General features: G+C 33.0%; 27 protein-coding genes. 17 read left to right on the plus strand and 10 right to left on the minus strand.

Annotated features, from left to right (window positions below; genetic code table 11):
• Positions 1-158: 158 nt before the first annotated feature.
• From FLJC2902T_RS06480 to FLJC2902T_RS06510, 7 genes are all read left to right on the plus strand, one after another.
• Positions 159-413, plus strand: a complete 255-nt coding sequence (locus tag FLJC2902T_RS06480; RefSeq protein WP_023578981.1) for a hypothetical protein — start codon at positions 159-161, stop codon at positions 411-413.
• 6 nt (positions 414-419) lie between these two features.
• A complete protein-coding gene (locus tag FLJC2902T_RS06485) occupies positions 420-719 on the plus strand; it encodes a hypothetical protein (RefSeq protein WP_023578982.1) in 300 nt (99 codons plus the stop codon).
• A 13-nt stretch (positions 720-732) separates the two neighbouring features.
• A complete protein-coding gene (locus FLJC2902T_RS06490; protein ID WP_035677620.1) occupies positions 733-2,544 on the plus strand; it encodes an ATP-dependent nuclease in 1,812 nt (603 codons plus the stop codon).
• Positions 2,519-4,753, plus strand: coding sequence for a UvrD-helicase domain-containing protein (locus FLJC2902T_RS06495; RefSeq protein ID WP_035677624.1), 2,235 nt, complete (start codon positions 2,519-2,521; stop codon positions 4,751-4,753). The genes FLJC2902T_RS06490 and FLJC2902T_RS06495 overlap by 26 nt, the downstream gene beginning before the upstream one ends.
• A 9-nt stretch (positions 4,754-4,762) precedes the next feature.
• On the plus strand, positions 4,763-5,209 hold the full coding sequence (locus tag FLJC2902T_RS16220) for a hypothetical protein (RefSeq protein WP_155958871.1): 447 nt from the start codon (positions 4,763-4,765) through the stop codon (positions 5,207-5,209).
• Positions 5,209-6,027 carry a hypothetical protein gene (locus FLJC2902T_RS06505; RefSeq protein WP_023578985.1) on the plus strand — a complete coding sequence of 273 codons (819 nt, stop codon included), beginning with the start codon at positions 5,209-5,211 and terminating at the stop codon, positions 6,025-6,027. Before FLJC2902T_RS16220 ends, FLJC2902T_RS06505 begins: the two co-directional genes overlap by 1 nt.
• Before the next feature lie 263 nt (positions 6,028-6,290).
• Positions 6,291-6,773 carry a hypothetical protein gene (locus tag FLJC2902T_RS06510; RefSeq protein ID WP_023578986.1) on the plus strand — a complete coding sequence of 161 codons (483 nt, stop codon included), beginning with the start codon at positions 6,291-6,293 and terminating at the stop codon, positions 6,771-6,773.
• Positions 6,774-6,881: 108 nt separating this feature from the next.
• Here FLJC2902T_RS06510 and FLJC2902T_RS06515 read toward each other — a convergent pair whose 3' ends face one another.
• The 4 genes from FLJC2902T_RS06515 to FLJC2902T_RS06530 all read right to left on the minus strand — a co-directional run bounded on the left by FLJC2902T_RS06515 (position 6,882) and on the right by FLJC2902T_RS06530 (position 10,096).
• Complete coding sequence (locus FLJC2902T_RS06515) at positions 6,882-7,130, minus strand: DUF6520 family protein (RefSeq protein ID WP_035677629.1); 249 nt, start codon at positions 7,128-7,130, stop codon at positions 6,882-6,884.
• A 25-nt stretch (positions 7,131-7,155) separates the two neighbouring features.
• Positions 7,156-8,697, minus strand: coding sequence for a MauE/DoxX family redox-associated membrane protein (locus FLJC2902T_RS06520; RefSeq protein ID WP_023578988.1), 1,542 nt, complete (start codon positions 8,695-8,697; stop codon positions 7,156-7,158).
• Positions 8,698-8,802: 105 nt separating this feature from the next.
• Positions 8,803-9,705, minus strand: a complete 903-nt coding sequence (locus FLJC2902T_RS06525; protein WP_081712535.1) for an AraC family transcriptional regulator — start codon at positions 9,703-9,705, stop codon at positions 8,803-8,805.
• A gap of 13 nt (positions 9,706-9,718) precedes the next feature.
• A complete protein-coding gene (locus tag FLJC2902T_RS06530) occupies positions 9,719-10,096 on the minus strand; it encodes a DUF7793 family protein (RefSeq protein WP_023578990.1) in 378 nt (125 codons plus the stop codon).
• A gap of 226 nt (positions 10,097-10,322) precedes the next feature.
• On the opposite strand from FLJC2902T_RS06530, the gene FLJC2902T_RS06535 reads away from it, so the two are divergent.
• The 3 genes from FLJC2902T_RS06535 to FLJC2902T_RS06550 all read left to right on the plus strand — a co-directional run bounded on the left by FLJC2902T_RS06535 (position 10,323) and on the right by FLJC2902T_RS06550 (position 14,980).
• Positions 10,323-12,731 (plus strand): aminotransferase class I/II-fold pyridoxal phosphate-dependent enzyme, encoded by a 2,409-nt coding sequence (locus FLJC2902T_RS06535; protein ID WP_023578991.1) that lies wholly within the window; start codon positions 10,323-10,325, stop codon positions 12,729-12,731.
• Between the two features lie 1,615 nt (positions 12,732-14,346).
• Positions 14,347-14,769 carry a DUF6943 family protein gene (locus FLJC2902T_RS06545; protein WP_023578995.1) on the plus strand — a complete coding sequence of 141 codons (423 nt, stop codon included), beginning with the start codon at positions 14,347-14,349 and terminating at the stop codon, positions 14,767-14,769.
• Positions 14,770-14,815: 46 nt separating this feature from the next.
• The gene (locus FLJC2902T_RS06550) at positions 14,816-14,980 is read left to right on the plus strand and encodes a hypothetical protein (protein WP_245594745.1); all 165 of its coding nucleotides are present in this window, start codon (positions 14,816-14,818) and stop codon (positions 14,978-14,980) included.
• Between the two features lie 71 nt (positions 14,981-15,051).
• Here the strand turns inward: FLJC2902T_RS06550 and FLJC2902T_RS16380 are convergent, their stop codons facing one another.
• Genes FLJC2902T_RS16380 through FLJC2902T_RS06560 form a run of 3 tightly spaced genes read right to left on the minus strand, consistent with a single transcriptional unit; the run spans position 15,052 to position 16,275 of the window.
• A complete protein-coding gene (locus FLJC2902T_RS16380) occupies positions 15,052-15,228 on the minus strand; it encodes a hypothetical protein (RefSeq protein ID WP_169727952.1) in 177 nt (58 codons plus the stop codon).
• Complete coding sequence (locus tag FLJC2902T_RS06555; RefSeq protein ID WP_023578998.1) at positions 15,215-15,493, minus strand: hypothetical protein; 279 nt, start codon at positions 15,491-15,493, stop codon at positions 15,215-15,217. The genes FLJC2902T_RS16380 and FLJC2902T_RS06555 overlap by 14 nt, the downstream gene beginning before the upstream one ends.
• Before the next feature lie 23 nt (positions 15,494-15,516).
• Positions 15,517-16,275 carry a hypothetical protein gene (locus tag FLJC2902T_RS06560; RefSeq protein ID WP_023578999.1) on the minus strand — a complete coding sequence of 253 codons (759 nt, stop codon included), beginning with the start codon at positions 16,273-16,275 and terminating at the stop codon, positions 15,517-15,519.
• Between the two features lie 1,112 nt (positions 16,276-17,387).
• On the opposite strand from FLJC2902T_RS06560, the gene FLJC2902T_RS16225 reads away from it, so the two are divergent.
• The 7 genes from FLJC2902T_RS16225 (at position 17,388) to FLJC2902T_RS06590 (ending at position 23,128) form a co-directional block, all read left to right on the plus strand.
• Positions 17,388-17,558: a hypothetical protein gene (locus tag FLJC2902T_RS16225; RefSeq protein ID WP_023579001.1), complete on the plus strand. Its 171-nt coding sequence runs from the start codon at positions 17,388-17,390 to the stop codon at positions 17,556-17,558.
• Positions 17,559-17,782: 224 nt separating this feature from the next.
• Positions 17,783-18,889, plus strand: coding sequence for a class I SAM-dependent methyltransferase (locus FLJC2902T_RS06565; protein ID WP_023579002.1), 1,107 nt, complete (start codon positions 17,783-17,785; stop codon positions 18,887-18,889).
• Between the two features lie 188 nt (positions 18,890-19,077).
• Entirely contained in the window at positions 19,078-19,623 is a 546-nt protein-coding gene (locus FLJC2902T_RS06570) for a DUF4468 domain-containing protein (protein ID WP_023579004.1), read from the plus strand.
• Between the two features lie 128 nt (positions 19,624-19,751).
• Positions 19,752-20,999, plus strand: coding sequence for a peptidase T (gene pepT / locus FLJC2902T_RS06575; protein ID WP_023579005.1), 1,248 nt, complete (start codon positions 19,752-19,754; stop codon positions 20,997-20,999).
• 148 nt (positions 21,000-21,147) lie between these two features.
• The gene (locus FLJC2902T_RS06580) at positions 21,148-21,615 is read left to right on the plus strand and encodes a GNAT family N-acetyltransferase (protein ID WP_023579006.1); all 468 of its coding nucleotides are present in this window, start codon (positions 21,148-21,150) and stop codon (positions 21,613-21,615) included.
• Positions 21,616-21,622: 7 nt separating this feature from the next.
• A complete protein-coding gene (locus FLJC2902T_RS06585; RefSeq protein ID WP_023579007.1) occupies positions 21,623-22,204 on the plus strand; it encodes a YdeI/OmpD-associated family protein in 582 nt (193 codons plus the stop codon).
• Between the two features lie 222 nt (positions 22,205-22,426).
• Positions 22,427-23,128: a DUF7103 family protein gene (locus FLJC2902T_RS06590; RefSeq protein ID WP_023579008.1), complete on the plus strand. Its 702-nt coding sequence runs from the start codon at positions 22,427-22,429 to the stop codon at positions 23,126-23,128.
• A 77-nt stretch (positions 23,129-23,205) separates the two neighbouring features.
• On the opposite strand, the gene yajC is transcribed toward FLJC2902T_RS06590, so the two are convergent.
• From yajC to nusB, 3 genes are read right to left on the minus strand one after another with little or no spacing between them, the layout of a single operon-like run.
• Positions 23,206-23,481, minus strand: coding sequence for a preprotein translocase subunit YajC (gene yajC, locus FLJC2902T_RS06595; RefSeq protein ID WP_023579009.1), 276 nt, complete (start codon positions 23,479-23,481; stop codon positions 23,206-23,208).
• Positions 23,482-23,488: 7 nt separating this feature from the next.
• On the minus strand, positions 23,489-23,971 hold the full coding sequence (locus FLJC2902T_RS06600; protein WP_081712537.1) for a DUF1573 domain-containing protein: 483 nt from the start codon (positions 23,969-23,971) through the stop codon (positions 23,489-23,491).
• Between the two features lie 17 nt (positions 23,972-23,988).
• Positions 23,989-24,933, minus strand: a complete 945-nt coding sequence (gene nusB / locus FLJC2902T_RS06605; protein WP_023579011.1) for a transcription antitermination factor NusB — start codon at positions 24,931-24,933, stop codon at positions 23,989-23,991.
• Positions 24,934-25,007: the final 74 nt, after the last annotated feature.

The following is a 25,007-nucleotide window of genomic DNA, read 5'->3' on the forward strand; positions in this document are numbered from 1 at the left end:
TGGGGATTTCTTTTTTCAAATGAATAGTCGATATTTGGCCAATTCTGCTTTTAAGGAATTCGTTTAAACGAAATTGGTGAGAACTGTTGTTAATAACAAAATCATCAAAATATACAGTAATTCCTTATTTTTAGAATCTTAATAAAAAGCGTTACCAAATGTTATTATTCCCTGCCTCCGTATTCAAACAACAAAGTCTTGAAAAGCTAACCAATAAGTTAGAAAACAGAAACGAATTTACTCTTGTTAATTTCATCAACAAACATAATAAAGTAATTAGAACTTCCGGAGGAACTCAACTTACTAAAAAAGACGAAATCGATATAATGGACAAGGAAATTGATAAAATGGTGTATGAGTTGTATGGTTTGAATAAGGAGAAAATTAGTATTGTGGAGAATTCTAAAAATTAATAGAGTATGGAATTAAAAGAGTTTATAAAACAGACAATTACACAAATTACAGATGGTGTTAGAGAAGGTCATGAATATATCGTTTCAAATGATTATGGATCTGGCGTAAGGGATGTTACTTGTACCGAAGTAAATTTTGATATCGCTATCACTACAAATGAAGAAGAAAAGACAGGGATGGGAGGTAAATTGAATGTAGTTAGTTTCTTTAATACGGGAATAGACAAAGAAGATATTTCAAAATCTACTAACTATAATAGAATACAATTTAAATTAAGTGTTGGTATCAAAACTCAAGGTAACTAATAAATTAAGGACTATGTATGTATCTAAACTAAAACTTTGGAATTTTAGAAAATATGGTTCCTTACAACCCATAAATTTAAACTCTCCAAACTTGGAAATTCATTTCAAAAAAGGAATGAATATACTTATTGGTGAAAATGATTCGGGTAAATCAGCTATTCTTGATGCTATAAAATTGGTTCTAAAAACGCACGCTTATGAATGGATTAAGATCGAGGAAAATGATTTTTATAATGAAGGAGACGATATTGCAAGTATTACTAGGATAGAGATAGAGTTTTCAGGGATTAATGATCTTGAAGCAAGTAATTTTACCGAATGGTGTGGTTGGCAAGATGAAGAGGTTGAAAATGAATCCGGTATAAAAGAACTTAAACCTAGACCTAAATTAATTCTCATTTATCAAGCAGAATTAAGAGAAGGAAAAATTATACCTACAGATGTAAGAGCTGGGATGGATGGTTATGGATACTTATTGACGGCTGAAGCAAAGGAGTACTTAAAATGTACGTACTTAAAAGCATTAAGAGATGCAGACAATGAGCTTACAGCTAAAAAAAATTCAAGATTATCGCAGATCCTAAAACAGCACGATTTATTTAAAAAAAAGAGCAAAGATGTAAAATTAGAATTTGAAAAGATATTTATTGAAGCAAGTGATAGAATCTCTGATGAATTTAAGAAGCCAGGAAGCGAATATTATTTAAAAATTAAAAAAACTATTGATCAATATATTCAATCATTTATTAATGAAAGTTCTGAAAGCAAAATCGATTTAGGAGGTTCAGAAATCTCTAGTATTCTTGAAAAAATTTCATTAGGAATTTTAGATCATAAAAATCTTGGGTTGGGAACCATGAACCGTCTTTTTATGGCTGCAGAATTGTTGCATTTAAAAAAAGAAAATTGGAACGGATTAAAGTTGTGCATGATTGAAGAATTAGAAGCTCATTTACACCCTCAGGCTCAACTTAAAATTGTTAATAGACTAAAGGAAGAGAAAGATATTCAATACATTTTAACAACCCATAGTCCAAATATTACTTCTCAGGCAGATTTAAAAAACATAATCATTTGCAGAAATAAGCAGTTATATACATTATCAGAAGGAAATACCAAACTAGAGCCTAAAAATTATAAATATTTAGAACGCTTTCTTGATGTTACTAAAAGTAATCTCTTCTTTTCTAAAGGAAATTTTGTTGTTGAAGGTTGGTCAGAAGAAATTTTACTTCCCGAGTTGGCAAAAAAACTTGGTTATGATTTAACAAAAAGTGAGTTTTCAATAATTAATGTTGCTTCAACTGCCTATTTACATTTTGCAAAAATTTTTCTGAGAAACGATGGTGCCAAAATGGGAATTCCAATTTCAATCATAACTGATTTAGATAATAGACCAGATATAGATGGAAATTTTAAAGATATTTCAGAAGAAGATGATAAAGTTAAGACGAAACAGTCAAATCTAAATAAATTAAAAGCAGAGCTCGAAAAGACTGATGTAATTTTAGAGATAGCAAAAGAATGGACATTAGAATGGTGCTTGTATAAATCCTGTTTATCTGAATTATTTAAAAATGCCATCAAAGAAACTCATCCTCAGGTGTTTAAAACTTTTGATGAGAAATACTTTATAAAGAGCTTGAGTAAACAAAATGGAGGAACAAAAATTGACAAAGTAGCCCTTGCTAACGAATTGGCTATATTAATAAGTGAGGATACCACAATACAAAAAAAGGAGTTGGAAGAAGACAAATTTCTTGAATACTTAATAAAAGCAATCAAACACGTATGTGATTATGGAAATAAATCCGAACCATATTAGAGAAGCGGAAAAAATCTTTATTGGAGGAAATGAGTTTGATGAAGAAAGAAAACAGTTTATTTCAAATTTTGAAACTATTGATTTATTAGCTGTTCCTGGGAGTGGGAAAACAACCGCTTTACTGGCTAAATTATATTGTATTGCAAAACAACTTCCTTTAAAAAATAATTCAGGGATATTGGTTTTAGCTCATACTAATCATGCAGTCGAAGAAATTGAAAAACAGTTAAAGCCTATTTGTCCACAATTATTCGAATATCCCAATTTTGTTGGAACGATTCAATTGTTCTCTAATCGATTTATTGCTAACCAGGCTTGTTTTGAATTATATGGTAGTTATATCAGAAAAAATGATGATGAAATATCCGAAAATGAATTAATTAGTGAGTTTTATAAAATAAATTTTAAGTCAAAATTAAATGGATTCATTTTCAATCAATTATTTTCACAATACGCAAAATTATCAAAAAGGGATTTAGAGAGGGATTTGAATTTTGATTCCAAAACATCATTAGAATTGATAAAGGAATTAAAAGAAAATAAAACATTAAACAAATCAGGAGTTCTTAATTATCATATCACAAAAGAAATTTTGGTAAATGATGAAAATTCATTGTTATTATATATCAAAAACATTCATGACAATGCAATTCAAAATGTAAAAAATGAGAAGCAAAAATTTTGCCTCAGATATAAGATTGATTTTATTAATAAAAAGTTTGTTTCTTTTTCAGGGGACTTGAATTTTGAAAGTGAATCAGGATCAGAATTATTGAGTTATTTTGAGCAATCATTTAAAAGAGGAGTGCTTAGATATTCTGATTCAATATCTCTTTCTAAATATTACATAACACATCATAAAGAATTATTAAAAATTCTTCAAAATAGATTCAAATATGTGTTTATAGATGAAATGCAAGATTTAGACCAAGATCAGATAGATTTGATTGAAAATATCTTTTTCGAAGAGAAATCATCAAATAAAATTCAACGAATTGGAGATAAAAATCAATCAATATATTCAAGTGCAAAATCAGTTTCAAACGACATTTTATGGAAAACTAGAAATGAAATCGATCCAATTAAATTTCCAAAAAATTTAAGTCTAAACAATTCTCATAGATTAACTCCCATTGTTGCAAAATTAGTGGACGGTTTTGTTCTTAAACGTGATGTAGATTATAAAGTAGTAGGTACATCTACAAACAACAATATAGCTCCTCATTTGATTATATACAAAGATGAAAAAGATGGTAAAGAACTTAAGAATAAATTTATTGAACTAATTAAAGAACATGAATTAGATAAGGGCACTAAAAATTTAGAAAAAGGGTATCACATAATTGGTTGGACAACTGAAAAGGAGGAAAATTCTAATAAATGGTACTTAAAGAAAATATTTCCTGAATATTCAAAGGAAAGTAGGCAAAAGAAAGAAGATTTTGATAGCTTACGAAAATATTTTTTCCTTTTTGATAGAGAGAAAAAAACTTTAGAGGCAATCCGAAAGTCGTTATTGAATGGTATACTTAGAATATTGAGAATTGAACAAATTTATTCCGAACCTGAAAAAAAGAAGCATTTCAGGAAATCTTTATTAATTCGGATAATAAAAGAGAAAGGTGAAAAACATTATACTGATTTTAATCAGCGAATATACCAATGGTGTTTTTCAATTGTAACAAAAGAGAATTATGAAGAAGTTTTTAGAGATTATTTCTCATTTATAGAAAATGAATTGGTGAATTACATACCTAATTTTAAAATTACCAAATCAATAGAATTTGTAGTAAAAGATTTCAATTTTAATTCAATAATAGATTCTAAAATTACCAAAGATGTCGTAAATCATAATGATTTGGATATAAAAATTTCTTCAATTCATGCAGTAAAAGGGCAAACACATTGCGCAACAATGTACGTTGAAACTGAATATTTTAATTTCGAAACATATAAACTAGATGTTGAAATTAAAAAAGCTACTAAAAAAACTGAAGCTGTTTTGGGAAATAACCCATTATACTTTCAAGAACAAAATTTCTCAGAATTAAATAAGACTCGTTCAAATGAAACTTTAAAGATGATGTATGTTGGCTTTTCAAGACCTACACATTTATTATGCTTTGCCGTTTTAGAAGAAAACGTAAAAAAGGATATTCAAAAATACAAGGATGCAGGATGGATTGTAATTGATGATTTGGTTAAATAATGTAAAAATATGATTGAACAATTTTGTAGTCGTTTGCCAAGAGAAATTTCAAACCCTATGTATAATGAATATTATAATAGGTTAAAAGAAATAAATTTCATTTTAGAGAATAGAGATTCCTATAAACACTTAAGGGAATACAGGCGAACAATAGAGTTAATTCTATCATTATCAGTATTCTACAAGAGAGTTATTGCTAATATGGACGCAGCTACAAAATTTGCCGGAACTGTATTTAATAACAGTTCAGCTACAGCTATTAAAATAGGTACATATAATTTGACAAGTAGTGAAAAGAACAGAATTACAGCTATTGTAATAAATTATAATTCTTTGATTGAAAGATATAGTATAAGTCATGACATACTTACAACAATCGAAACCAAAGAACTTATAAAAAAAATAAAAAATTTGAAAAGTAAGTTAGACTACAATGAAAATAACAATAATGAATAATGGCAAATCCATTCAAGAAGGTTGAAGATTTTGAAAATGAAATAAATGATTTTCTCAAGAGGAATAAAACTTTTATTTCAAATCAAGGTAAGCGAATTAGTGACTATTTTGAAATGAGTTGCTATAATCATATTGTGAGATTTTATCAAAATCAAGGATTTGCTTTAGAAGTAAAAAATCTTTTTGCTAAAAAATTTAAGTACAAACTTTCACCTAGTGGTTATCCTGAAAATTTTTCATTTTTTGAAATACGATTAAGAAATTTTTTTGAAGAAGAGGTAAAGGAAATTTGTTTCGAAATCCATCACAACTTAACAGTTCAATCAGGACATCAAAACGATATTTACCTTACTCCTGACATTTCAGTAATAAATAAAGACACAATAGTTTCAGATAAAGAACATTACCTTGTTGAAAATTCAACAAAGAAATTTTGTTATGTGGAGAATACTAATCTTCAAACGTTTTGCGAGGTCAAAAATTTCAATCCATTTCCAGAACTCTTATTCAATTTTATAGGATTATATAATGAATTAAAAAAGGAAGTGTTAGACCAACAGCTACAGAGAGATTTTCCTCTTCATCTTGCACCTTCATTAATGATCTCTGGTAAAGGAAATATGCATTCTGAAAAAATTAAAAAAAGTTTAGAACAAAGATATAAAGTGAATTTACTTTTTGATTTGTTTGAACATGGTTTAACTAATTTTTCAAAATATAATTCAAGATATCTGAATCAAATAGGTTCATTACAACCAAAATTTTTTGAGCCTATTATAATCACTCAGTTAATTGATGATGATGATTTACCCTTTTAAACCATGAATAAACAAGAGTATTTTTAGAATAAGTCAAGAAAATAATTTACCTAATAGATGCCCAATTTTAGGATATTGTGATAGACACGCTTTAACGTTATTTTACTTTTCTCAATAAGATGAAATGGCTTATGATGGAAATTTCATAAAGACATTACAGAAAGAAGGGGTACTTGCTTCAGATTATGAAAGTAAACGTATAAAACTAAGATCCGAAGATCCAGGAATTTTAAGGGCCCTAAATATGGTCATTTCACAAATATGTGTCCGAAGTAAATCTTTTTGATAAGGATAATTCGTTTGGAAATTTTAAAGGAATAGCATATACTTATGATTTTTGGGATTGTGAAACAAATCCAAATAATAAAATAAATATTACAGAAGCAAAACATTTTTCAGAGTGCTTAGAATTTTCTAATAGTAAATATGTTAAAAACCAAAGTGATATAAAAGATGTTAGTAATGTTTTAAAGCATTTTTTTAATATGTATAATGAGAAAATCTATGAAAACCATAATGACTTTTTTGGAGATTTAGATTTTCCCTTAATAACCGCAAGAGTAAAGAGTAGGGAGATGAACAAAATCGCTAAACGCAATGAAGTTCTTTATAATAGAATTAAGGATTTATTGGAAGTAAATACAGAAGACATTGAAATAGTAAAAATTATGGTTGAGTTTTATGAGAATAACATCGAAGAAAATTTGACCATTTTAAAACAAATGAAAGCAGGGTATTTGGAATAGATAGACTTAACAGCAAGAATATATAACTGGTTCAACACATATCGCAAGTAAGAATAAAAAAAGCCGGAGAATTAAAACTCCGGCTTTCTCATTAGTCGTCCTAAACAACTATTGTTTTCTGTACAAATGGTCTGGACAGGCAGTTCCTGCGGCATTCATTCTGTACAACCAGCTACTTCCGGATGTACAGAAGTTCGGATTTGGAATTGTTGTACATATAACAGAAACCTCTTCACAACTACCAGGTAGTACCCCGTTGATATCAACAAGGGCTGATTTCTCAGGTGCTTTATTGAAAGCAAATGCGCCTCCAACAGCCAGTACGATAGCCAACATTGGCAAAAATTTAGTTTTCATAATAAATAAGGTATTACGTTATGATCTACTCTTTTTCAGGTTTTCGATCTGTTCCCTGATACTGCGCGGTATATTTTTCTGTACTATTGTCATAATACGTTGTTTTAATTTTATAAATGGAAAGGTAATTACCGGTAATGGCTACCAACAAATCCCCCTCTACGATATATTCAGACATCTTAAAATCGCTTTTATTTGGCAGGTAAAAGCTAAAAACATAGGAGCCTGAAAGTAAATTATAGACATCAATAATAGAGGCTTTTCTCCACATTTCCTTGGGTTCATATTTGCCCATTAATGCAGCATGAACAAAAAGATAATTACCGTAAGTTGCCGTAGTTTTATTAACATCACGGGGCGGAGATGCCATTTTAATTTCTTGCAATGATTTAATGTAAGCTACTTTCAATTTTACACGGGAATTAGTATCGATTGTATGAAAACGGTTTAGCAATTTGAGGTTTTTGTTTGCCGTGAAAAACTCATTACGATAGAAATAAGTGTAAACTATTTGATTTAATTGGCGGTTATAAAGAAGTGTCCCATCAGTATCAAACATGCCGTCTATTTGTTTGGTAAGTAATGTAGATGATAAAGACACCTTTGGTCGGTTCTCAAAATTTATTGTTCCAATTACATTTTGATGGTTCAGGCTGCTGATTGCTCTTATAGCAACATTCACGGAATCCATTGGCCGCATTTGGGTAAAATACGCGTCATTACTCCATAAACTGGCTTTCCAGTCACTGGTTCTTCCTCTGAACACACAGGGCACAGTACCATCGGTCAGATAAAAGTAAGGAGGCTTAACGATCACTTTAACTCCGGAAAATTTAAAACTGTTTTTAGGAAGTTCAATTGTATGTATTTCTTCTTTTCCTGAGTTTAAGTCTATTGTTGTAACAATCCTTGGTGCAGTAACATTACCTAAATAAACCTTTTCGCCATCAAGACCGGCCAAATAATAGGAATCATATTTGAGGTTAAACTCTTTCTGCAGGTTCACAGGATGATGGGGAAACCTACGAACAAAATTATTTCTGTTATGTATCATGTCTTCAGACAACAGAAAAAGGATAGTAATTATACTTACGCTTAAAAAGAAACCTCCTGAAACTACTAAAAACTTTCTTTTAATAGTAAATTTTCTAAACTCGGTTAACAACATCCCTGCAATTGCTAAAAAGACAAAAAGTATATTAAAGAACAAATGTTGTTTCCATGTCATTTTTTCAAGAATTCCTCCACAGGAACACGGTACAAAAGGACTAAAATTTAAAATGATAATGATATATATTGTAAACATTACCATCAACATAAAACTACCTGTTAAGGCATAAAATCGATACTTGTTAAATATTAAAAATACTGCAACAATAATTTCTACAATCAAGACCCAAAAAGAAACCCAACCTGCAAAAGCGCTTAATAAAGGAGATTGCCCCAATTGCACTTGAAAGTTTTCAAAATCAAGAATCTTATTTACTGCTGCATAAACAAACAATAATATAAACAGAAAAGAAATTAGCTCAACTAAATTTCTGCGAAAAGTAACACTCAGACTCATATCATTATTATTTTTTATTTAACAATGTAAAGTTCTGAATTACAAAATCATACGAATTATCAGATCGGGAGTTAGATTTATCAAAAAAGTATTTTATTATAGCAGTTATCTCCTTTTTATTTCATTTGGCGTAAAACCATAGTGGTTTTTAAATGCTCTGGAAAAGTTTGGATAGGTGGAAAAACCGGTTAAGTCTGCAATATTTTTTAACGGTATAGTAGTTTGTTGAATCAGTAAATGAGCTTTTTTCAATCGCTCGGTGGTATAAAATTTATAAATACTGGTATTAAACATCAATCTAAAAACATGTTTTAGCTTAAACTCATTTGTATTAAACATCCTGGAAAGTTCTTGGATAGTAGGAAGTGGTAAATCAATGTTCGCTAAAATATAATCGTAAACTTTCTGAATCAATTGAATGTCTGCATAGGAAAGTTTCTCCATAAGATCATTCCTCTCCTCGGTTCCTGACAAATTAAAATCTTGCTTTTCTTCTCTCAAGATAACTGCAAAACTTATAATATAGTTTTCTGTTTCCACCAATTTCGAAATAGTGCATAAGGTGGGCAAAATCAAATCCGTTTTTGTCTTATAGTTTATAGAAACTGTAATACTTCCATTATTGTAGTTCAATTCAGATTTTATGTCATTCAATAACAGAATCGATGATTCTGTAAGTAAATGTTCAAACAGGCAGTTGTTCAAAAATTTGTCATCAAATCCTAATAGGTCTACAGCATCTGTAGTAAAATGTATAATTTTAAAATCACAATCCAAAACAAATGCTGCCTGTAATAAATTTTTATAATTATACCGCGGATTAATATACCGTAAATGCAAAAGTGAAGCTTCCATCTCTTGAGCCATCATATTCACTAAAACGGTTAGACCTTCCAATTCATCATCTTCTTTGGAACGCTCAATCTGAAACACAAAATTTCCTTGAGCCATTTCAAGTATCATTTCGCTAATTCTCCTAATCCTGTCTTTAGTAATTTGTCTGTCCATTGTTGAATAACTTTTATATAAAATATTGTAGAAAATTTACAGCCTCATTTTTATCGGTAAAAACTCTGGTTGAAACCCGGGGCTTACTGACTTCCAAATAAAATTTACTCATCACCTGTGAAGTATTGGGATGCACCAGCAACGCCACTGCTTTTGACATTATCGAGCCGGATTGAGCTAAATAATCTCTCCCTGCTTTATCCGAGTCAATAATACCTCTTACATCGCATAAAACGGGATACTCTTTCTCATTCTGAATCATTAGTCTGTCAAGCACTACTTTTTGAGCGGCCTCTAAATCAAGTACTACATTTTCTTTGTACTCAAAAAATAAAATTTGATTGGCAATCCATAAACGGGCATAGTCATTTTCAAAGTAATCTGCATCCATAATCGCATAATTTTAAACACACCAGAATTACACTTCCCCCACAACAAATAATCACTTAAATAACTCCTCTAAAAATAAAACGGTTTAGTTATCAATTTGGGAGTAAGTGTTGTCTAAAAGGTATTATGTGGATTAATGGATTCCTAAATATGTTTTTTATGAAGAAATTTATAGTACAAAAGTAAAATTAAATATAAGAATATTCTCATTTTAATATTAAATAATTATGGCAAAAATCAGACACAACAATTTTTTTGATACGATAAATGAAAGTATCGCTGAAGCTAAAAAAGAAGGCGTACTGCATTTATATTCAGAAGATGAGCACCTTACAGGTAATACTATTAAAATAAATGGGAAAGAATTATTTCATTTTGGAACCACGGGATATCTGGGCTTGGAACAGGATGAAAGAATAAAAGAAGCAGCTATAAGTGCCATCTGTAAATACGGTACTCAATTTCCCTTATCAAAAACTTACTTATCAAACCCACTTTATAATGAATTGGAAAGCAAAATAGAGCTGATGTATAATATCCCACCAATCATTACAAAAAATAGCACTTTGGGACACTTGGGAGTCATTCCTTCCATCATCAATAATGAAGATGCTGTTATTTTAGATCATCAGGTACATTGGAGTGTACAAAATGCCTGTTCCCAATTAAAACTAAGGGGAATACCGGTTGATATTATAAGACATAACAATTGCAATATGCTGGAAGACAAATTAAAACTGTACTCCTCAAAACATAAAAAAGTGTGGTACATGGCAGATGGGGTGTATTCAATGTTTGGTGACTATGCCCCAATAGCTCAGCTACTTGAACTGTCAAAAAAATACCCGCAATTACATATTTACTTCGATGACGTTCATGGGATGAGTTGGAAAGGAAAAAACGGTACTGGCTTTGTAATGAGTAAATTAAATCAACTTCCAGAAAACATATTACTAATGGGAACTTTAAGTAAAACATTTGGAGCAAGTGGTGCATTCCTTATCTGTTCAAATCCTGCAATGAGAGAAAAAATAAAAAATTTTGGAGGCCCCTTAACCTTTTCAGCCCAACTGGAACCGGCTTCAGTTGCAGCCGCCATTGCCTCGGCAAACATACATCTTTCGGAAGAAATTGAGTTTTTACAAAAGGATTTGGAAAGAAGAATTGATTTATTCCATCAATGCGTTTCAAAAACGGACTTACCCATGATAGAACTCAACAATTCTCCTGTTTTTTTCCTTGGTACAGCCATGCCGGCCACAACATATAAATTAATTCAAAAACTTTTTAAGTCCGGCTACTTTGCAAATCCGGCACTCTATCCGGCAGTACCAATCAAAAATACCGGAATAAGAATAACAATATCAAGACACAATAATGCAGATGAAATTAAATCCCTGGTTAAAACCATGAATGATTTACTACAGGAAACACTGGTTGAAACTGGAAATAATAGGCAGAAAATAGGCAGAGCTTTTAATACTAATGAATATCGCATTTCAAAAGAAGTGCCACTAAAAACACCTTTAAGGTTTAACATAAAAAAGACGATAAATGATTTTGATAAAAATACTTGGAACAATGTTCATAATTCAGAAACGGTCTTAGATTGGGACTTACTACACTATTTGGAAACGGTTTTCAAAAACAATCCTGCTTCAGAAAATAACTGGGAATTCTATTACTGCTCGATTTCTGATGAAAAAAATCAAATTGTAGTAGCGACTGTATTTACGCTTTCAACTTGGAAAGATGATATGCTCTTTCCGGAGTCTGTTTCGCTGGAAATTGAAGAAATAAGAAAAAAAGAACCGTATCACTTCACTTCAAAAGTGCTGGCTATGGGTACACTATTTACCGAAGGAAATCATTTTTACATCGATAATGCTCATCCATTGGCAGAAGAAGCATTAAAACTTCTATTGGAAAAGGCAGAGGAAATCTATCATGAATCAAATGCAGAGTTAATGGTGCTCCGAGATTTTGCAACAGATAATAAATGGAACTCCTTATTTCACAATCATGGATTTATAAAAATAGACATGCCGGAGTCATGCATCTTTGATAAAATGGACTGGAAAAATAGTAACGATTTTAAAAATATTTTATCCAAGCGTTCGAGAAGACACTTTAAAGATGAAATTCTTGCTTTTGAAGAAGATTTTGCAGTAAAAATAAAAAACAAACTAACGGCTGCAGAAATAGATATCGCATACAATCTTTACGAAAGCGTTAAAAATAAAAATTACGCGATTAATACATTCACATATCCGATAGAAGTATTTCAAAAAATGAACAATCATCCGCAATGGGAATTTATTCTAATGTACCTCAAAAAAGACAACACAGACCGGACAATTGGAATCGCTTTCTGTTATAAAGGTAATGATCATAGCTACAGCCCTTTCCTTATCGGTATGAACTACGATTATTTAACAAAAGTCAATCTTTACAAACAAATCTTATATCAAATTCTGAAAAGAAGTAAAGACCTTAATTTTAAAAAAGTTAATTTCGGATTTTCAGCAACTTTTGAAAAAAGAAAACTTGGGGCAACAGCTATACCCAAAGTAGCTTATATTCAATCCAGAGACAATTTCACATTAGAACGGATAGCAAACATTCAAAAAAAATAATATCCTAAAGCTGCGGGAATAAATATACCGCTTCTAAACTGATTAAGCATAAAAAAATAAAAAATGCATGGCACTGCACTTAGCATTGCAAAAGCGGATGTGCAAACAAAAGAAAACATCGGCAACAAAGTATGTTTAAGTATTACCAAAAGATACAATATTAAACCCTTTTTACGTTTTTCGCTTTAACCAAGAGTACAGCTTCAATGTATTCTACGGATATAAAGAATAAACAATTCATTATCTCATTCACCTGCACAAAAACCGTCTTTAGTCCAGGCATTCCTAAAGCCGGTTCTTTGTTTGCTTCATTTCGCTAATTTCATTTTATACCTGGCAAATCCTCCTTAAACCAGAATTCGAAATAAGTGCTGACAACGACATAAAAAACAACTGCTGTTACCGGTGGTTTTGTGCAATTCGGGTGTTTGGGTAATTAGGTGTGTTGGTTTTATACTTGTTATGGCTAGCGATAAAGAGAAATCAAAAGGCATACTTATCCCAAACTTCACAAAGCCAGCCGGGAACAACAATTGTAAGCCCCTGCACATAACACCTCCTTACTTAAAAATCACGAACGTACACCTCACACGATTGTCGGTGGCTCCAGGGCAACATTTTTGGCAGCTTCCATCGCATCACCCGGCTACCAAAAATACCGCCCTTCACCACCGCCTTTAACAAGCGTCGTTTTCCAGAAGGAATTTTTAGGCTAAATTCATTTCAGCAGGAGTTTCCGTTTCCTGTTTTTAGCTTCTTTGTGTTTAAAGCGGTAGTAATAGTTTTGGCTTTGTAAGTGCTGTCTATTTTTCATAACACATTTTGTTGTCATTCTGAGCTTTTCGAAGAATCTCCAGTAAGCAGCACCCACAAAGCCAAAAGCACCCCACATAAGTATTGTTTCTTTATTTGTCAGTAGCATTGATGTAATTGGTTTTACGCCAGCTCAATGCTTTCCTTTCATAAACTATTCACTTTTCACTTCTCCTTTTCACTCGTTTAAGCATCAAGCCGGCATAAAACCAATCAGCAGACCTTTAGTTAACAAATAAAGAAACAATACCCATGCTTCCGCTACTGCCATCGCACTAAGAGTGGTTTACAGTTGTTTTTTGGAGATGCCTTCCATTTTCAGAAAACAAACCCCTCTGAATACTGCTAACTGTTCACTGAACACTGTTTTGGCATCCCCAAAAATCAAACACTAAGAAAGAGTATAAAATTTTGGTTCAGGTTGAAAGTAGTTCTAATTGATTCTCTTTCGGTATTTCAACCTGCCCCAAAATTTTATACCCTTTCAAGACCCTAGCCACATTGAAACACGTTTTCGTTTAGTAGCAAATACACCTGTGAGTTTTTCAGTTGAAACAATTCGGTCATCAAAACAAAAAAGAAAAAAAAAGAAGGCAAAGTTTAGTTCCGGTTTTCAAAAAAGCAAGTTCAAGCCCTACGGGTTTCGGCTAAAATCTCCACCCTATCGGGTAGTATTTTATCCGAAAAACTTGCTTTTCTGAAACCCTCCACTTGACCAGATGGCTTTCTTTTTTTCTCTTTTTTCTTTTGAAATAATTTTTGTGCGAGGCAGGAGCCGAGCATAACCCAAACATCCGGAGCCATGATAAACTACATTGTTAAAACCCACAGAAAAGGCACTATTTATGCCAAACCTCATTTATTCATTCTAAACAAAGGAATGAACAGCGGAAAGCCGCAAAAAGAAGCTTTCACTAACAGTTTTGTACTCATCTTCCAAAACGAAGAAGACTGCGAAAACATCTATTGGATAGCTTTCAGCTTATGGAAATCAAAATTTTGGCATCAGTTTTTAATCGGTTCGGTTATTCCGTTTATACGATTAGACGAATTTAAAAAAGAGTTATTCCCAAGAGTAACAGAAATTTATAAGGACTACAAGCAACACCAAAAAGACATTCAAACATTACGACTCTTAGAATTAAAAGAAAAGCAGTTTCATGATAGTATCAATCTTATAAACGATTTGCGCAGAACCATCCTACACAGGTACTGCAAACGATAAAGTAAACCCATAAACATAACAAGAACAGCCTATGAAATTATTTATTTTGTACCAAACAGATATTTGGAAAACCAAATCATCGAGAATTTATTTTGGAATATTCGACAGTAGAATGAAAGCCATTGATATCGCAAAATATAACGGACTATATACCTCAAATGCTAAAGTAGTAATTGAAGAAGTAACATTGAATCAATTTAAGGAAGCATAAAAACAGAAAAAGCCTAGTCAAAAAAACTAGGCTTTCTAATTATCCGGAAAAGGTTACCAATCAAAACCGGACTATTTATTTTTGATTTTTGTCAGCCTCTTCAAAAGAAGAGAGACAGTAAAACTTACGATTGCTCCGACAATTGCCAAAACAATCGTTTTTAAAATATCTTCGGAACTGATATTAGGCACAATACTCAAAACTGTTCCGGCCGCTGTTCCCACATGGATTGAATTATTTGATTCCATCGCGAGGTAAGTATTTATTTTCTTCCTGCAATCGCTTCACAATTTCGTGTTCCCGTTTGGCATAATCATCAACAGTAATTTGACTTACTGCCGATAAAACCCCACCTGCTAATGCGGCATAACCCGCAACAGTAACAATAACCGAAGGTATAGCAACAGGAGTAGCTACAATACTACCGCTCACGGCCAATAAAGCCAATCCAACTGTTCTCAAAATTTTAAAAAACTTCGGTGTTGGTGCTTTTGCTCTTTCAACTACGTTCATTTCAAATCTCCTTTCTTGTTATATTAAACACCTCCATCAACTTTAACAATAGATAACGGGTTATAAGCGCCATTTTTAAGTGGATACATTTGACCGTTCATCTGCTGATAAAACTCAATTCCCAAAGCCAAAACTAACGGGTGCGTTGAGTTGGCAGTAACTGCATTACTGAGGTTGATAACCGCCGTTGCAGTCGTGTCCCATGGCAAAATTGCCGTTTCGGATGTTTCAACAACATACGTTTCATTTTCAAAATCAATTTCAGCACCACCTGAAATCAATTTAAAATGCGTTGTACCTGTAGGAGCTGCGATCATATTCGCAGGGATAAACGAAGGAACACTAACATCCAGTGTACCGGCAACTCGGTCAATCGCTGAGGTAAAAGGTGCAAACAAACTGGTTCCCAATTTCCCCCGAATATTGAATTCAAAGCCCAAGGTCAGTTCGATTTCTCCGTCAATTACATTTCGCAAACCTCTAACGCTTACAGTATCAGCCTGGATAACTTTGACCATGGTTTGCGTTAAACGGCTCACCATTCTACTGTCAGCAGAATTCAACAACATAGGTCGTAAGGCTGTTCTCAAAATCTTGCCGGCCTTCCCTGCCCTTCCAAACTCCGAACCGTTTTCACGCGTTCTCTGAAAAGCAGGATCACTTGCAATTCTACTCGCATCAATACCACCTTTCTCGCGTGCTAAATGTCCATCTTGTGTTTTGTAAAAAGTAATATCTCCAATAGTACCTTTTAATTTAATTATGCCTTTCTGTCTTGCCATAACTTTTAAATAATTTAGATTAATGAATTCAGACAAACACCAAGTTTGCCTTTTTAAATTTCATAAACCCGTCCACGATGCATCCTTATAACCGATTTACAGATGCAAAGCTTTCACTATTCAACTTAAAATCAAAGGACTCGTACCTTACAAGACCAAAATGCCCAAAAAGGACTATTTATACTCATTTTTACACCAAATAAATAAACTGAATTAAATATCTTTGAAAATGCTTTTATTTCACTTGCATATTGTCAACATATAAAGTATGGCACATGTATAGATAAGGCATAGTTAATGTATGAAAACAGAACAAAAAAGAGTTTGCATATATCCTAAAGACGTTCAAAGAATTACTGGAAAAAGTTATCGATACTCACGATTACTTCTAATAGACCTCAGAAAGCATTTAAACAAACAGGAACATCAATTCATCACAATTGAAGAATTCTGTCAATATACAGGTCTTAAATTAGAACAAGTACTTCCTTTGATAATAGGATAAATATTGTGGCATATTCACTGACCACAACTAAACTATACCGTTTTAAAACTTGTTCAATAAGTAGTACAAAAATCAATCAAAAACATTGGTAAACACTTCATTATTTCCTATATTTACCCATACGATTTAGTAAATAAACAAAGGTTATTATAAGGGGGTAAATTCGGTTACCCTAAAATAAAAACTTTCTTAAAAGACTCTAAATAAAGCATTTATACAGGTCACGAGGTTCTCTCCGACTCCACTAAAACAAATTCATTTTGAAGCAAAAGCCTGTAAATCGTATGATTTACAGGCTTTTTGCATTTTACAACCTTTCAGATTATTCATTAAATCGCATTCGTGAGGGGACAAATTCGGTTACCCGAAAATTAATTCAAAAAAGGTAGTCGAATTCTTTGAATGAATCTGTAAACAAAGGTACTCACAAACTAAAGATCATATTTTTAAAGTAGAAGTCGAAATAAATTAACAGTCATAAATAAGGCTACAAACTACAAATCCTTTTTTAATAAAACCACTACAAAAATTTAGCAAATCACTGAAAAACAATGCATTACGATTAAATTAAGCAAAAAAATAATTACCTTTAACAAAAAATATAACCATGAAAGTTTCTGTACTTCTAATTGTAGTGGTTATCATTGTTTCATTATTTTTAGTGGCGTATTTAATTATACAAAATGAAAAGGATAAAAAAAATCTGGAAGATTTCTTAAACAATGATTATAAAAAACCAGAGGACTCTGAAGCTAATGATGGCGGAAAGAAATATTAATTTAATTTCTGTAGAGCAACCGGGTTTATTAAAAATCAAAGGTTTTCATAAAATTGAATGAAGACTAATACTTGTTTTTAGGCCCAGCAAAAAACCATAACCGATGCTGTCTTATGCGATTATTTAGCTGCCCTATTCTCACCATTCATACACTTTTCACATTAAACAGAACGCAATTGACACTAAATAGAACACAAAATAAATAGTGCTAAATCTTCTTTACGATGATGCTGCTGTCCGAAATCATAATAGCTAAAATCAAAAATGAAGGACCGATATCATTTCGGGATTTTATGGAAATATCCTTGTATTATCCGAAATTAGGATACTACACTTCCGAAGGGGAAAAAACCGGAACTGAGGGTGATTATTATACAAGTCCTTATCTTACACCTTTATTTGGAGCCATGATCGGACATCAGCTTGAAGAAATGTGGGAAGCCGCAGGAAAAGAAACATTTACTGTTGTTGAATATGGAGCTGGAACTGGTAAACTGTGCCATGACATCCTCGATTATCTCAAAAGTGTTCCCGATTTTTACAAAAAACTGAACTATTGCATTATTGAAAAAAGTCCGGTAATGCGAGAAAAAGAAAAAGTACATTTACATGAAAATGTTAGCTGGTACGATACGATTCATGACATTCCGGAAATCACAGGCTGCATACTTTCCAATGAGGTAGTCGATAATTTTTCGGTACACAGGGTTGTCATGGAAGATGAACTGATGGAGGTTTTTGTGGATTATAAAGATGATTTTCATGAAGTGCTCCGACCCGCTTCAAAAGAACTGAACGATTACCTGAAACAACTGAATATTGACTTACCAAAAGGATTCCAAACAGAAATAAACCTACAAGCCACACAATGGATCACTGAAATCGCAAGTTCTTTAAAAAAAGGATACGTAATAACAATAGATTACGGTTTTCCTTCTTCGAAATTATACACTCCTCAGAAAAGATGTGGTACCGTGGTATGCTACAACAAACACACCATAAATGAACATCCGTATGATGATATCGGAAATCAGGACATTACATCGCATGTGAATTTTTCAGCACTGTGTCATTGGGGATTAAAAAACGGTTTAGAATGCCTCGGATTAACAACTCAAGCTAATTTCTTATTATCACTCGGATTCAAGCAATATCTCCGGGAAACGGCATCAACCGATGAAGATCCGATCAAAACAATTCAAAAAGAGGCATTGCTCACCCAATCACTTTTGTTAGATATGGGAATGAAATTTAAAGTACTTATTCAAAGTAAAGGATTAGTAAAAAAGAATCTTCTGGGGCTTAAAAATCCTTCGAATCAACAATTTTAAACAACCTCTGTAGTATATATGAAAATGATTTTTTATTCAGTCAAAAAAATCCTTTCATTAATTAAAACCCATCAAAATAAATATTTTCAAGTTTTTCATTTTTTCATAAATAATTTAAAAAAAACAGTAATATTGTAACCCTATAAAAACAAACCCAAACATTAAATTAAAAATTTATTACCCTAAGTATGAAAAAAATATTCTTATTATTAGTATTATTCGGTCTAAACAGCATCGCACAGGAAAAATTTGAATTCCCTTTAAATGAAAACGGACAAATTATTTTTACGGAAGTGGTTCCGGCTGAAGGAAAAACCAAAGACGACCTGTACACCAACTCTAAAATGTTCTTCGTGAACACTTATAAAGTAACACAAGACAAACTTAAACAGAATAAGGAATCATATTCGGTTACTGACACCCAGTATTCAATTATGACCATTAAGGCAAACGGAAGTGAGGTAAAAGTGAAGTTGTTTTACACGATTTCGATTCTGTCAAAAGACAACAAATACAAATACGAAATAAAAAATATCCTGACCAAGACAGAAGTTTCAGAAACACCTCTTGAAAAATTGTTTGACAAGACTGCTTCCGAAAAAGCTGCTCAAAAACCTAAAGCCGGAGAAACGCTGAAAGCCTACTACGCTGCTATTAATGCCGAAATAGAAACCATCAAATCAAATATTAAAAAAGAAATGGCAAAATCAAACGCAAGCAAAAGCGATTGGTAGTCCTGAAAACCATTTCTACGATACAAAAGAAAGCTCCAATAACGGAGCTTTTTTTATTTATCGAGGTTTATTTACTTCTTGATTTTAAAGCATAAACCCTATATTTGTGTTCTCAAAAATTAAATGACATGCAACACATAATCGATCGTTTCATCAGTTACGTAACTATTGATACGGAAGCCGATCCAAACTCAACCACAACACCAAGTTCCGCTAAACAATGGGATTTAGCCAATAAATTAGTCGAAGAATTAAAAGCCATCGGTTTACAGGATGTAACTATTGATGATAAGTCGTACATTCAGGCGACGTTGCCGAGTAACTTAGATTATGACGTTCCAACCATTGGTTTTGTAGCGCATTTCGATACGACTCCCGATTTTACCGGAGCGAATGTAAATCCGCAAATCGTTAAAAATTATGATGGTGGCGATATCATCCTGAACAAAGAACAAAACATCGTGTTATCTCCGAGTTATTTCGAAGATTTACTGTTATATAAAGGACAAACGCTAATTACAACCGACGGAACTACGCTTTTGGGTGCCGATGACAAAGCTGGGGTAACCGAAATCGTTACTGCGATGGAATACCTGGTTAAGAATCCGCATATCAAGCATGGAACTCTGAAAGTTGGTTTCACTCCTGATGAGGAAATTGGCCGTGGTGCAGACTTCTTCGACGTAGAGAAATTCGGATGCGAATGGGCGTATACCATGGACGGCAGTCAGATTGGCGAATTGGAGTATGAGAACTTCAACGCGGCCGGTGTAAAACTGAAATTCAAAGGAAAAAGCGTTCACCCTGGTTATGCCAAAGGAAAAATGATCAATTCCATGCTTTTGGCTACCAAATACATTTCCAAATTACCAAAAGATGAAGTGCCGGAAAGAACCAAAGGATACGAAGGATTCTTCCACGTAGTGCATTTGGACGGAAGCATTGAAGAAACGAATGTGCAATTAATCATCCGTGATCATAACCGTAAGAAATTCGAAAAACGCAAAAAAGAAGTGGTGAAAATCGCTGATAAATTCAACAAAAAATACGCGAAGCAATTTGGCGCCGACATCGTTGAAATTGAGGTAAAAGATCAATATTACAACATGCGTGAAAAAGTGGAACCGGTGAAGCACATCGTTGATTTAGCTGAACAAGCCATGAAAGCTTTAGACATCAAACCATTAATCAAACCGATTCGCGGTGGAACAGACGGTTCGCGTTTATCTTTCATGGGATTACCGTGTCCGAATATCTTTGCCGGCGGACACAATTTCCACGGTAAATACGAATATGTTCCGGTGGAAAGTATGCAAAAAGCCATCGATGTAATCATTAAGATTGCCGAATTGACCGCTGAAAAGTATAAGAAGTAAAATGGTGGTCAGTATTCAGTGGTGAGTTATAAAAACTATCTGAATATTTGAAAACCAATAAATTTTAACCGCAGATTCGCAGATTGTATAACAAACAATAATCTTCGAATTTGCGGTTTTCTTTATTAATCACAAACCGAAGAACATAATGCACAATATCGTTGAACAAACAAACCTCACAGAAGAACAAAAACTTCAGCTTTTTGACCTTTGGAATGAGGAGTACCCCGTAAAATTAAATTACCCCTCGCTGTCTGATTTTGAAAACTATCTCGATAAACTTGACAATAAGACCCACTTTTTACTGACGGATGAAAATCAACAAATACTTGGATGGGCTCTTCTTTTTGAAAGGGAAAATGAAATTTGGTTTGCCATCATTATCGATGCTTCCTTACAAGGAAAAGGCTTCGGATCAAAATTATTGGAGCGATTAAAATCCAAAACTGACACACTCAACGGCTGGGTAATCGATCATAATAACGATAAAAAAAATGATGGTTCCGCTTATAAATCGCCAATAAATTTTTACATTAGAAATCAATTTAAGACAAACAATACCATTCGTTTGGAACTGGATATCATTTCGGCAGTCAAAATCGAATGGACAAAATAGTTTCATTATGGAAGAAAAAAATCCGTGGAATAAAAACAATCAATGGGCTGAAGAAATGGACTTTTTAAAGTCGCTTATTGCCAAAACCGAATTGGAAGAAATGACCAAATGGGGCGGTTCGGTATATACTATCAACACAAAAAATGTGGTGGGTGTAGGCGGATTCAAATCCTATGTGGCTATCTGGTTTTTTAACGGAGTTTTCCTGAAAGACGAGAAAAAGGTTTTGGTCAATGCCAATGAAGGGGTTACTAAGGCTTTACGTCAATGGCGTTTTTCATCAAAAGAAGAACTTCTGAAAAACGAAAAACTAATTCTGAAGTACATGAATGAGGCAATCGCCAATGAAAAAGCCGGAATTTCCAAAAAACCGGAAAAGAAAGAAGCCATAATTTCCGAATTACTGGAAGCCGAATTCAAAAATGACAAAACTCTGGCAAAAGCTTTCGATACTTTCTCGCCTTATAAACAACGTGAGTTTCTGGAATACATTGAAACTGCGAAACAGGAAAAAACCAAACTAACCCGTATTGAAAAAATAAAACCGATGATTTTAGAAGGTATTGGTTTGAATGATAAATACCGATAAATTGAAAATACTGCGATCAAAGACCTCTAAGCCGCTTTACTATAATCAAAACACAGATTTCACGAATTTCACAGATTAATCTCTGTAAATCATTGGAATCTTTCTCTATTATCCTTCTGATACTTATTTCCGGACTAAGAAATCAAGATGAATTTTTAATCGAATCACTACAAAATGTAAGATAAATACTTATATTTGATTAAGCCTTCAAAACAACTGATCATGAATTTCTTAAAATCCACTCCTGAATTAATTTCATACAAACAGTTACGTTTGTTCGTTGGTGCAACAGGATTTTTTCTACCAATAGTCCTTATAGCGGGAGACATTATTCAGCAGATAGCGGAAAATATAATCCAACAGAAGACTAATATACTAAAACCTTCAATCAGCCATTATTATTACAGTTGCATGGGAGACGTTTTCGTCGGTTTATTGTGTGCCGTTGCCATCTTTTTATTTACCTATAAAGGACATGATAAGGAAGAAGGGGAATTATTATCTGATAATATCACAGGGAATATAGCTTGTATTTTTGCGCTTGGAGTTGCTTTTTTTCCGACAGCTGAATTCAATGCTGCCCAGAATCCTGTCAGTTGGATCCATTACATCGCTGCCGGTTGCTTTTTTTCTTCCCTCGCCTACTTCTCATTGGTTCAGTTTATCAAAAGTAAAGGCGAACTGACCCCCAGGAAAATCTTCAGGAATAAAATTTATAAAACCTGCGGATGGACTATTGTTTTTAGTATTATCATGTTGCTTCTCTACAACATTCCTGCTATAAAAAATTCAGCTGAAGACACTCCCTATTTCATCACATTTGAAATTCTTGCTTTATGGGCGTTTGCCTTTTCTTGGCTCGTGAAAGCTGAAGTGTTTTTTGCGGATAAAAAAAAGCCAACCCAAGATTTAAGCGAAAACTAAACTTTTAGTAAGTTTAAAATGCCAAAAAAAAAAGTCCCGACACTAATCGGGACTTTTCGTTTATACAACTGAAAAAATTATTTTGCAGCATTAGCTTTCATGCTTAATTCCATAGAAATAGCAGAACGCTCCATTTTAATTTTACCTGCCATGGTTTCAACAACCACTGAATCATCGTTCAATTCGGCAATTTTACCGTGGATTCCGGATTTAGTTATGATTTTGTCGCCTACTTTTACAGCTGCTTCAAACTCTTTTTCTTTTTTGGCTTTTTGTTGTTGGGGTCTGATCATTAAAAAATAAACAACCACAAACATTAAAATTATCGGTAAAAACTGACTTATTTGTCCCATATTCTTATTAATTTACTGGTCTTGTTACCAATTGACCTGGTTTTGGTGATACATTTGCTTTTATGGTTACTTTTTCAGAACCTTCTTTCGTGTTTGTTGTCAAGGTAACCGATTTTTGTTGCTGACCCGGTTTCCCCTTAGAGTCAAAAGTGACTTTCATATCTGCGGAAGCTCCCGGTTTGATCGGTTCTTTTGGCCATTCCGGAACGGTACAACCACAACTCCCCTGTGCATTGATTATAATTAAATCGGCTTCACCTTCATTAGTAATTTTAAAAACAGTCTCCGCTTTGTCACCATCTTTAATGTTTCCGAAATCGTGCTCGGTTTTATCAAATTTGATTACCGGCAATTTCCCTGAAGTTGCATTTTCAGCCGTTATTTTTTCAACATTCTCCGCCTTTACTTTTTCGGATGCGTTTTCATTCTTACATGAAGTTGACAGTACTAAAGCCGCAACAGCCAACATTCCAAAAGTTCTTTTGATCATAGTTTTAAAAAAGTTAATTACATTAAACCTCTTCCGGTTTTGATTAATTTATTTTCTTTTTGGTACTCTTTGACTAAGTTGTCTAAAATTCCGTTGATAAAAATACTACTTTTTGGTGTAGAATATTCTTTGGCTAATTCTAAATATTCGTTAATTGTCACTTTAACCGGAATGGAAGGGAATTTTAAAAATTCGCAAATCGCCATTTTTAAAATGATGGTATCGATTTCGGCAATACGCTCAGCATCCCAATTCGGAGTCTTATCGATAAACTCCTTGGCTAATTCACTGTTGTTCAGAACCGTTTTACGGAAAAGGTTTCTCACGAATTCCTTATCATCCGAATCTTTATACAATCGCGGCACGAAAAATGATGTATCCTCAGCCGATTTGATTTGTTTCAGCTGCTTCACAATCATGGTGTTCACTAACGGAATATCATCAATCCATGTTAGCTTATTATCCTCTAAATAATCATACAGTTTTTCATTCGGAGCAATAATTTCCGAGAAAATATCAACAACAAACTGCTTGTCTTCCTCGAAATTATTTACGGTTGTCTGCATGTACTTGGCATACAGTTCACTGCTTTTAACCGCTTCAAGAAGTAACAGGATATAATCGTCATTGTTTTTCCAATTCGTTATTTTTCTGTCTTCCAAAGCAATGCTCAATGAATTATTCTCTGCCAATAATTCAAGCACCTGATTCTTTATAAATTTGGTATTGGGATTGCGTTCTTCTTTTGTGGCAAGATGTTTTTTGCTGGATTTATCTATAAAATCTTCTTCCGATTTTTTGATTTCCACCAAGGCAGAAAGCATGATAAGATATAAATCCTGAATATTTTCGATACTCTGAAACAGGAATTTCTCTTCCTTTTCAAGATTATCGGAATTGTTTTGATGCATAGCGTAAATGGATTGCATCACTTTCACACGGATATGTCTTCTGTTTACCATCTTGTTGTAAGAACTTTAAAAATTAACGGAGCGAAAGAAAGCCTTCCGCTCCGCAAAATTATGAAATATTATTT

The organism is Flavobacterium limnosediminis JC2902 (assembly GCF_000498535.1).
Taxonomy (GTDB): Bacteria; Bacteroidota; Bacteroidia; order Flavobacteriales; family Flavobacteriaceae; genus Flavobacterium; species Flavobacterium limnosediminis.